This window comes from Clostridium sp. (genome assembly GCF_032552055.1).
In the GTDB taxonomy this organism is placed as follows: domain Bacteria; phylum Bacillota; class Clostridia; order Clostridiales; family Clostridiaceae; genus Clostridium.
Genome location: NZ_JAWGSV010000108.1, coordinates 1 through 10,278, shown reverse-complemented (window position 1 = coordinate 10,278; position 10,278 = coordinate 1). Strand labels below are relative to the sequence as shown.

The 10,278-nt window shown below is 27.7% G+C and carries 8 protein-coding genes; 1 reads left to right on the top strand and 7 read right to left on the bottom strand.

The window, feature by feature from the left end; all coding sequences use genetic code 11:
* The 3 genes from E6248_RS08865 to E6248_RS08855 form a co-directional block, all read right to left on the bottom strand.
* Positions 1–955: phosphotransferase (locus E6248_RS08865; protein WP_316340456.1), on the bottom strand; the 955-nt coding region annotated here is incomplete at its 3' end.
* Between the two features lie 38 nt (positions 956–993).
* A complete protein-coding gene (locus E6248_RS08860) occupies positions 994–1,950 on the bottom strand; it encodes a GNAT family N-acetyltransferase (protein WP_316340455.1) in 957 nt (318 codons plus the stop codon).
* A gap of 133 nt (positions 1,951–2,083) precedes the next feature.
* Positions 2,084–2,692 (bottom strand): DUF6273 domain-containing protein, encoded by a 609-nt coding sequence (locus E6248_RS08855; protein ID WP_316340454.1) that lies wholly within the window; start codon positions 2,690–2,692, stop codon positions 2,084–2,086.
* Between the two features lie 905 nt (positions 2,693–3,597).
* Here E6248_RS08855 and E6248_RS08850 point away from each other — a divergent pair.
* A complete protein-coding gene (locus tag E6248_RS08850) occupies positions 3,598–4,920 on the top strand; it encodes a sodium-dependent transporter (protein WP_316340453.1) in 1,323 nt (440 codons plus the stop codon).
* A gap of 177 nt (positions 4,921–5,097) precedes the next feature.
* On the opposite strand, the gene E6248_RS08845 is transcribed toward E6248_RS08850, so the two are convergent.
* The 4 genes from E6248_RS08845 to E6248_RS08830 all read right to left on the bottom strand — a co-directional run bounded on the left by E6248_RS08845 (position 5,098) and on the right by E6248_RS08830 (position 10,152).
* A complete protein-coding gene (locus tag E6248_RS08845; protein WP_316340452.1) occupies positions 5,098–6,291 on the bottom strand; it encodes a serine hydrolase domain-containing protein in 1,194 nt (397 codons plus the stop codon).
* 203 nt (positions 6,292–6,494) lie between these two features.
* A complete protein-coding gene (locus E6248_RS08840) occupies positions 6,495–7,607 on the bottom strand; it encodes a 5-methyltetrahydropteroyltriglutamate--homocysteine S-methyltransferase (RefSeq protein WP_316340451.1) in 1,113 nt (370 codons plus the stop codon).
* Between the two features lie 161 nt (positions 7,608–7,768).
* Positions 7,769–8,680 (bottom strand): LysR family transcriptional regulator, encoded by a 912-nt coding sequence (locus E6248_RS08835; protein ID WP_316340450.1) that lies wholly within the window; start codon positions 8,678–8,680, stop codon positions 7,769–7,771.
* Positions 8,681–9,102: 422 nt separating this feature from the next.
* Positions 9,103–10,152, bottom strand: a complete 1,050-nt coding sequence (locus tag E6248_RS08830; protein WP_316340449.1) for a helix-turn-helix transcriptional regulator — start codon at positions 10,150–10,152, stop codon at positions 9,103–9,105.
* Positions 10,153–10,278: the final 126 nt, after the last annotated feature.

Sequence of the window (10,278 nt, the reverse complement as noted above, 5' to 3'; positions counted from 1 at the left end):
CTTTAATTTCTTTTCCCCTCAAAATAATATCTGATAAAATATGTGCATTTTTATAATAATAATTAAATATTTCATCTCTTTCTCTAGAGTTATCTTTCAATTCACTTTCTATAAATTCAATGCATTCATTTAAACATGAAAGTGTTACATCCCATATAAACTGCTTATAATCTGGTTTATATAGCAACTTATTATATACTTCCTTTAAGAAAATCTGCCTATATTCATCCGTCATATAAAAAGGGAATGGGAAGAAGTCTTCTGAGCCATGTACTATTAGTCGTGCAATATCTAATGAGTAGGGCATAAAGCCAGCAAATCCCCAGTCAATTAAAGTAATTCCATCATCATTTTTTATTGCATTGCACTGAAGGAAATCTCCATTACATAAAGTACGTGGGCATGTTAATTGTCTATCTAAAAAAATGCTATATGCAGAAGATAATTTTGATTCATATTTAAGACAATTTGCCCTTTTTTTTATTCTTGTCCAATATCTTTCAAAACGGTTGTCTACCTTATTTTCTTCAAAATGACTTTCTTGCCAATACATATTAAAGATATGTGAAAGACTATCAGCACATTCAAGAGCTATATCTTTATTAAATTTTCTTAAATCTATTCCAGGAATATATTCAATTAATATCCACCTTGTATTATTAACACACGTCCATCCCTCAAACTTAGGCACAGGTAAATCCTTATCATGAAGTAATTTTTCATAAACTCCTAGCTCATTATCATCTGACTTTTTTAGAATAAATATTTCCTTATCTACCCTTACTTTATAAACATTATAAGTTCTATCGACACCTTTATCCTTATCGTAAAATCTCTCTATATCTATATCTATATCTATATCTTCTTTACACTCTGGTTTTATTTTTATAAAGACTTCTTTTAACATATTGATATGATTAATATCTTTAATTTTTTCTGTATATACTCCTCTCACTTCATATCACCTTTCTTAATGGGATAATTACCTTTTCATTAAATCTCCATAATTCTTTCATCAATTCTCCTAACAAAGCTATAAGTATAACTTTCAAAGTGTTTTGTCCAAAATCTAATTGCCGTTGGATTCAAAGTTTCACAATCAACACCTAAGTATTTTAAACCTTCATCTGATAACTTTTTCATAGTAAATAATAATAATTCTTGTGCCACTGAGCTATTTCTATATTGCTCCTCAACATAAGTGCCACAGATATTTAGCACTTCTTCATCCTCTGAAATGAATGTTTCAGCTTTTTCACAAACTTCAATATAACCTACAGGTCTATTATCATTATATGCAGCAAAAAATCTATTTTTTCTCTCTGCACATTTTACTGCAAACTCATCAGCTGTTAAGTATGATGTTGGCATATATATTGGACTTCCATTCATATGCTTAGAAAGACCATTTATTAAGTCTAATAGGTCACTAGATTTTTCATAGCTAACTTCTTCATATCTACATCCACTATTTATCGGTGCTTCATCTAAATTGGTCAATTTTTTTATTGCATCACTACAACGAATTCCAAAGCCATTCAATATGAATGATTCTATAATTTCTTTATCATATGCATATTTACAAATTGCAAAACTAAATATTCCATCTTTAATCATTTGTTTAGATACATGTTCAAATAATAAGGATGCTGTTTTTTTTCTGTTTCTTCCTCCAAATGCACTTCCAAACAATGGTGAAAATGAACCTTTTACATTTCCAAATTGACCTTGAAATCCTCCCCAAAATACTAGATATCCTACTAGTTCTTCATCTTGAATTGCTAATAATCCATATTTACTGCTAAAAATATCAACTAACAATTCTCGCAATTTTTCTCTATAATTTTTTACCAATAGTTGCTTATTATTGATACATTCATTTTTATATTCTTTTACTGCTAACTCAACAGCATCATCTATATATTTTAATTCTAGTTTTCTAAACTCCATTAATTCCTCCTATTATACCCTAGTGTCATCATTTCAATTTTTAGCTCAAAAGCTTATCCTAACACATTATTTTCTCTATTTTAAACCTTGCATATTGTCCATCACAAGTCTAACTTTTTAGCCACAATTTAAATTATAGTTTTAACCACAAAGCAGGACGAACTCCACCTTTATTATCACCTAAGTAGTGAAAAAGACTTATGTTACATCTGAATATATTATTTCCTTGGATACCTATATTACCATCACCGTGAACATACACAGCTCTTACATTATGGCGACCAGGAGCCCTAAGCCACCACCACCATAACCCCTCCTTAAAGATAGCACTTCTCTTGCTATTGTTTTTATCTTTTCTTTGAAACCAATATTTTTGATTCTTACCACGATTATTCAGATTAGCACTACTATCACCAAAATATCTGCATACCAGGTCTTCAATATCCAATAAAAAAATTCTATCTTTCGTATCTTCACCACCATTGGTGCCATACCATGGGTTATTTGAATTCTTATTTATTACAGGAATTATTCTTAATCTGTTTGTTGCGGTGAATTTATCATAAAATTCCCCATTAAGATATTTTCTTAACTCACAGTCAGCCCATGTAGTATCTTTATAAACATCATGATAAGCACGTTGTTCTATTATATCTTCTGTTATAATCAAAGCAGCATTATTTTTTATGTCAAGTATGCGCCATTGGTATCTATCAAATACTATTTTTTCTCCTATTTGCATTTTTACCTCTCTATAACTTTATATTTTCGTAATCTCTAAGCCTTAATATATTTAGCCTCCATATTACTATTTCATTAAAACTTACACTTTCACCCCTTAATTTTGACAATATAATCAAAATTTATGGCTGAACACCTAACCTCCCTAAATTCCTATTTATCAACCTAACCTTTTCCAATTATTACTTAATTATAACATATTATGTAAATTAATATTATAAGCTTACCAAATATTATTTACTTCATAATATATTGATATTTTATCTCTGAATAATAAATAAAAATACCGCATTTCAATTTTAAAATCCCCCCTGCCAAGTAGACAGTATATAATTCATTTTCACAATACGGTATGTATATTAATCAAATATTAACTTCTATTTTTATAAGTATTACTATTTAATAAGGTACAGTTATTAATATTCTTAGTATATTTTCCAAATTTACTATCTAAATGTATTTGCCTTTAGATAAGACAATTATTCTTTTACAAATAGATAACTCTAATCCATATCCTTCATCTTTATTTATGCATAGTATTTTACAAAATAAATTTAATATTGACATATATATATTTTATTGGTATTATTCTATTAATATTTTAATACATCAGGAGATAAATTATGAAAATTAAAGCAGACCTATCAATTTTAAAATTAAATAACAGCTTTTTCTTTAGCTTTTTTAGATAGGTTTGTATCTATATAATGACTTTCATAGATACAAACCGCACGTATTCAGTGTTTTGTATCTATGATGGCTGAAGTTTTTAAGTTACAATAAAACAAAGTCTCATAGGTAATGCTATGAGGCTTTTTATAATCCTAGGCAAAGGGTCTCATAGCATATAAGCTATGGGACTTTTTTTATATAAATTTTTGTATAATTCATTAGGGGGTAAAAAGATTGGAAAACAAAGAAAAAAGAGAAAAATTCACAAGTAAATTTGGCTTTATTCTATCATGTGTTGGAGCTGCTGTAGGCCTAGGGAATATATGGATGTTCCCTTATAAATTAGGTGAAAATGGAGGGGCTGCTTTCTTAATACCTTATTTCATTTTTGTTATACTTCTTGGTACTGTTGGTTTAATAGCAGAATTTGCTTTTGGTAGACAATTTAGAGTAGGATCAATGGGTGCTATTCAAAAGATTTTTAAAGAAAAGAAATTAAAGTATGGCAAATTATTATCTGCAATACCCACTATAGGTTTAACTGGAATTTTTATGTTTTACACAGTTGTTATTGGATGGGTATTAAAATACTTTACAATTAGCTTAACTGGTGAGATTTCAAAAATAGATATAGAAACTTACTTCACTACTTTTACAAATAGCAATAGTGCAGTACTTTGGCATGGATTAGCTGTTCTAATAACTTTAATTATAGTTAGTTTTGGGATTTCTAAAGGAATAGAAAAAATAAATAAGATCATAATACCTTTACTATTTATTATATTTATCCTTTTAATAGCAAAGTCCTTAAGCTTACCTGGTTCTATGGAAGGGGTAAAATATCTTATTTCACCTGATTGGTCCTATTTATTAAAAGCAAATACTTGGGTTATGGCTCTAGGGCAAGCCTTTTTTACAGTATCTTTAACTGGATGTTGCATGGTTATGTGCGGAAGCTACACTGATGAAAAATTTGATATCCCAAATTGTGCTGTAAATACTGTAGTCTTTGATACTCTTGCTGCTATGTTAGCTGCATTTATGATTATGCCAGCAGTATTTGCCTTAGGTCTTAATCCTACTGCTGGACCAGCTTTATTATTTGTAACTGTTCCTGGTATATTCCAGACTATGCCATTTGGACAAGTGCTAAGTGCTTTATTCTTTTTAAGTATAATATTTGCTTCTATTTCATCTTCTATCGCAATGCTAGAAGGACCTGTAGAAGCAGTTATGCACTTAACAAAATGGACTAGAAAAAAGAGCGTATATATTACTGCTTCAATAGCATTTATACTATCTATTCCACTAAGCTTAAGTGATTTAGCATTTAATAAATTCACAGATTTTATAACTATTGTATTTTCTCCAATAGGTGCATTAATAACTGCAATAGTATTCTTCTACATTCTTGATCCAAAAGAAACTTTGGATAAGTTAAATTTAGGTGCTAAACATAAAATGGGAATGTGGTTTATGAATTTTGGTAAGTATATTTTTGTACCAACTACTATTCTTGTAATAATCTTAGGATTAATATATGGGGGTATTGGTTAATATGTAAGAAAGCTAATAGGCTATAGTTTTATAACTATAGCCTATTATATATTAATAAAATGATGGTTTATTCTAACCATTGTCTAGTTCACTAACTCCTAAACTAATTTTATTATACTTAATACTATTTTCTTCAATATATTAATATTTAGTTACTACTTGACGAGTAGCTTGTCCTTAATTAATGGCTCCTTCTTCAACTTCTTCATCTAAATATTCTCTTATTAGATTTGTATGATATTTAGCATCTAAATTATCTGTTTCTGAATCAATATTTTCTAATACTATTATTATACGGTCTTTTTTTATATCATATTCCATATTTGAAGTAAAACCATCAATTAACCCACTATGGCTTATAATATTATCTTTTACAAAAAGCCCATAACCATAATCATCTATCTGAGTTATCATTTCCTCATAAGATTTCCTTGTTATAATATCACCTTTATGTAACTTCCTACTCCAACGAAATAAATCAAAAATATTAGAATAAATTGCACCAGCAGCATAAGTAAATTCAGGATTAGCTACTATTTCTCCTGATTCATCACTTCCATGTCCTTTAGCATCAGAGTTTAATGGTATTATACTACTACTTTCCATTTTACATGGTTTAAATATATATTCTTCTATATAATCTCCAAAAGACATACCACTTACTTCTTCAATTATTAATCCAAGCAAATAATAATTTGTATTGCAGTAATCATATTCTTCATCTGGCTCAAAGAGTAACTCAGTTAAATATAGATTTTTCAATATTATTTCTGATGACCACCTATAATCTTCAACATATTTATCATAATAAACATTACTTTCATACTCTTTAAGAATATTTTTAGTATCTTCGTCTCTCATAAATAAATCTAATTCATTAAGATAATCAGGAATACCAGATCTCATTTGCAATAAGTTCTTTATTGTAATCTTATTACCATACTTATAATTCGGAAAATATTTATCTATAGTTTCATCAAGACTAATTTTATTTTGTTCAACTAATTGCATTATAGCTGTTGCAGTAAACTGTTTTGTATTTGAAGCAATAGCAAATCGTGTTGTCAATTTGTTTTCTATTTTCTCTTCAGTATCAGCATATCCATATGCTTTTGCAAATACAATCTCATCTCCATCTGCTACTAATACTGTACCTTGAAATTTCTTATTGGATGCTTCATCGTCTAGTAGTTCTTCTAAATCTTCGTATCCCGTTTCCACAATTTCATTAACATTATTATCAACTTTACTTGTTTCCTCATTCACTATTACATTATTGTTACTTTCTACAGTTCTTTTATGATATAAAGTTAAAATTATCATGCAACTACAAACAAATAATATTACTGATAGTATATATCTTTTTTTCATAATTCCCCCCTGCATTTTTCTTACATATTTATCTTAACATCTATTCTTAATAATTTATAGTTAACATTTACTGAACTTCATTATATATTTAAGAAATTTAATATCTTTATTTTCTTTCATAATAAAATTAACTTTAAATCAAATTCAACTAAAAAAGCTTATTAATACATTATTTTGAGTATTAATAAGCTTTTTTTATTATGTTATTTCCAAACTTCACTTGCTATCTCTTTAACTAATTTTAACTTTGCCCATTGTTCTTCTTCTGTAATCTTATTTCCCTCTTCCGTTGATGCAAAACCACATTGTGGACTTAAGCATAATCTTTCTAATGGGATATATTTTTCAGCTTCTCTTATACGATTTATTATATTTTCTTTACTTTCAAGTCTAGGTATTTTTGTAGTTATAAGTCCTAATACTACTTTTTTATTATCACTTACATATTCTAATGATTCGAAACCACCTGATCGCTCATCATCAAATTCTAAATAAAAAGCATTTACATTTTCATTTGCGAAAAGATATTTTGCTACTCTATCATATGCCCCTTGGCAAGCCCATGTTGAATGGAAATTTCCACGGCATATATGAGTACTAATTACCATATCCTTAGGTTTACCTTCGATAGCAAGATTATTTATTTTAATTAATTTTTCAATAACTTTTTGTAGTCCATCTTCATTTGTTCCAAGAATAAGGCAAGCATTTGGATCAACACATACTCCCCACGTACAATCATCAAATTGAAGATTTTTACATCCAGCTTGATATAAATCATGTATTACTTTTTTATACCCTTCTGCAATATCATTAATAATCTCTTCTTCATTAGGATAAATTTCTCGAGTCTTTTCTATATTATCTGTAGTAATCATTTGAAATAAGAACTGTGCTGGTGCAGGTATTGTTTGACGTGCAACTGTATTTTCATCTTCAAATTGTTTTACAAATTTAAAATGTTCTACAAATGGATGCTTATCAAGAGAAACTTTTCCTATAAGGAATGTGTCATCAATTAGTGCTGGTTCTCCGTGGAATGGAATACCACTTTCTGTTTTTTTATGCCCCACTCCATTAAATGCCCACATAAAATCAAGATGCCATGAACTTCTTCTAAATTCTCCATCTGTAATAACAGGTAGTCCTACATTTTTTTGTTTTTCAATTAACTCTGTAATAGCTTTATCTTCTATATTTTTTAATTCCTCATTATTAATCTTTCCATCTGAATAGTCTTTTCTAGCTTTCTTTAAATAATCAGGTCTTAAAAAACTTCCGACAATATCAAATTTAAAAGGTGAATCTTTACTCATATTATTTCTCTCCTGTCTCTATTTATATTATAAATTTAGTATAGATTAATTTTTTATTATTTAAAAATACAAAAAAATATGCGTTTGATATAGCTTTAAACTATATCAACCACATATTTAATTCTTAATTCTATATTAATTTATAAGCTGCGAAATTATTTTTACTCTATATAATCACTAACATGATTCTTTAAGAATTCCATATATGCCTTCCCATATCTGCTTAAAGACATATTCTTTTGTACAATAGTTCCAATACACATATGTTCATATACCTTAAGTGGCCTTGCGATTATATTTTCTCCATTAAGCTCTTTACTTATTACACCAGAGCTTACAGTATATCCATTTAAGCCAATAGCAAGATTAAATAGAGTTGCCCTATCCCTTACCTTTATATTTTTATTGCGATCAAGAGTGCTTAAAATTTCCTCTGAAAAATAAAAAGAATTATAATCCCCCTGTTCAAATGAAAGATATGGATACTCTTCTAAATCTTCTAATGTAATTATATCAAGTTTAGCAAGTGGATGTTTTGAACTAATAAATACATGAGGTTTTGCAATAAATAGTTTCTCAAACACCAAATCATTTTGTTTAATAATTTTCATAATTACTTCCTCATTTTTAGATGAGGTATATAAAATTCCTATTTCACTTTTTAACCTACTTACATCATCAATAATCTCATAAGTTTGAGTTTCTCTAATAGTAAAATCATAGTTATTTCCACCAAATTCTCTAATAACATCTACAAATGCATTTACAGCGAAAGAATAATGTTGAGTAGATACTGAGAATCTTGGACTTTGTTTCTTTACATTTAAAAACTTTTCCTCTAAAAGATTAAACTGTTCTAGAACTTGTCTAGCATAGGCAAGAAACTCATTTCCTTCATTTGATACTATAATTCCCTTATTAGTTCTATTAAATATAGTAATTTGCATTTCTTCTTCTAATTCTTTAATGGCATTAGTTAAGCTTGGCTGAGAAATAAATAATTCCTTTGCAGCACTACTAATTGTTCCCTTATCTGCAACGGCGACTACATATTTTAATTGCTGTAATGTCATAACTTCTCATCTCCTTTTACTTATTTATTATATAAGATATTATGGTTAATTTGAAGTTTTTGGCTATTTATATTTTATATTTAACATCATTTACGAGTATATTATTTACGAATAAAATGCTAATAACAATTCAATAAGTTATAGATTCATTTATTATGCTAACAGATATATTTTAATTTAAAAGAGTTACCTAACTAAGATACTAGCTTTAATATACTTACTACTCTTTTCTTCAATAATATTAATAATTAATTGAGTTGTTGCTTCACAAGTAACTTACTTCTCATTTTATTTAATTTTATTATAAAAAAAGTTTTTCAGTAAATAACTATCTTTTCATTTATCAGCTAAACCCTTAGGTTAATTCAAAAATACACAGAACCTTTGGGCTCTGTGCTTATTTAATAGTATCTATACAAGCTTTATTTATTATACTTATCTATAAGCTCTAAAAACTCCTTATTATCCCTTAAAAATTCTAATTCATTATCCTTATCATTTTTAAGTGCATTTAAAAAGCTAGAGAAAAAGATTTCACTACTATCCCCTTTATTTTCTTTAGGTTTTATATGTTTATATAATTTAGAATTTGATATATCCCACGTCTTCCTCATTGAAGTTAACATCTTATCTAAAATAGGAATTAATTTATCAACATCTTTTTGAACTGAATACAAGTGGAAATACGCAGCATATGAATTATAATCCCAAAAATCGAATAATTCTATTGCTTTTTCTATAACTTCTGCAAAGTACTTCGCATCATTGTTACGTTTTTCCTTTAAAGCAATTTCCATCATAAATCTTAAAATAGTTAATACCTCATTTCCTTTAGATATTAATTTACTTTCAAAAAGCTCTGATGCCTTATTAAATTCTGAATCTTTAATGTAAAGCTTACCTTGTAGTTGAGTCTTATCATAAGTAATATTAGGAAGTTTATCTATACAAGCCTGAGCCTTTTCATATTCTTCCCTTCCTAAATATTTATTAATTAACATAGAAGTTGCTTGATTAGCAATCTCAATATCACTACTATTAGATGCTTTTACATATAATTTTTCAATGTCTTTCTCATAATCTTCTATATTTTCAATTGAAAACATAAATAAGCTACCTTCAAGTATAGTTGCTATATTTAAAATTAACTTATCACAGTTTGGATACTCATGAATTTTATCCATTGCCTTTTCATAACCTATATCAAAACCTTCACTTCTGATTATTTCCACTAATTTATTTAAAAAATGTCCTATTTCAATATCAGTTAAATCCTCTTTAAAAGAAAGTAAAGTATTTAAATCTACTCTTAAAAGCCTAGCTAAAGATGGTAATATAGTTATATCAGGATAGCTAATCCCCTTCTCCCACTTGTTTACAGCAGGAGTTGATACTCCAAGAGATTCAGCAACCTGTTCTTGAGTTAATCCTTGAGTTATTCTTTTCTCTTTTATAATTTCATTTATCTTCATAATAACTAATACTCCTTAATAAATAGTAAAATCAAAAGCTTTTGTTACTACTATTTTATCAAGTAAGCCAAATTACTACAATTGAACTATTGTTAATTTATAAGTAAATAATTTAACTGTTAGTTA

Bases quoted from the DNA above. Each gene is read 5' to 3' on its own strand.
- E6248_RS08835 (WP_316340450.1), bottom strand. From the start codon at position 8,680: ATGACATTACAGCAATTAAAATATGTAGTCGCCGTTGCAGATAAGGGA.
- E6248_RS08855 (WP_316340454.1), bottom strand. From the start codon at position 2,692: ATGCAAATAGGAGAAAAAATAGTATTTGATAGATACCAATGGCGCATA.
- E6248_RS08860 (WP_316340455.1), bottom strand. From the start codon at position 1,950: ATGGAGTTTAGAAAACTAGAATTAAAATATATAGATGATGCTGTTGAG.
- E6248_RS08840 (WP_316340451.1), bottom strand. From the start codon at position 7,607: ATGAGTAAAGATTCACCTTTTAAATTTGATATTGTCGGAAGTTTTTTA.
- E6248_RS08845 (WP_316340452.1), bottom strand. From the start codon at position 6,291: ATGAAAAAAAGATATATACTATCAGTAATATTATTTGTTTGTAGTTGC.
- E6248_RS08830 (WP_316340449.1), bottom strand. From the start codon at position 10,152: ATGAAGATAAATGAAATTATAAAAGAGAAAAGAATAACTCAAGGATTA.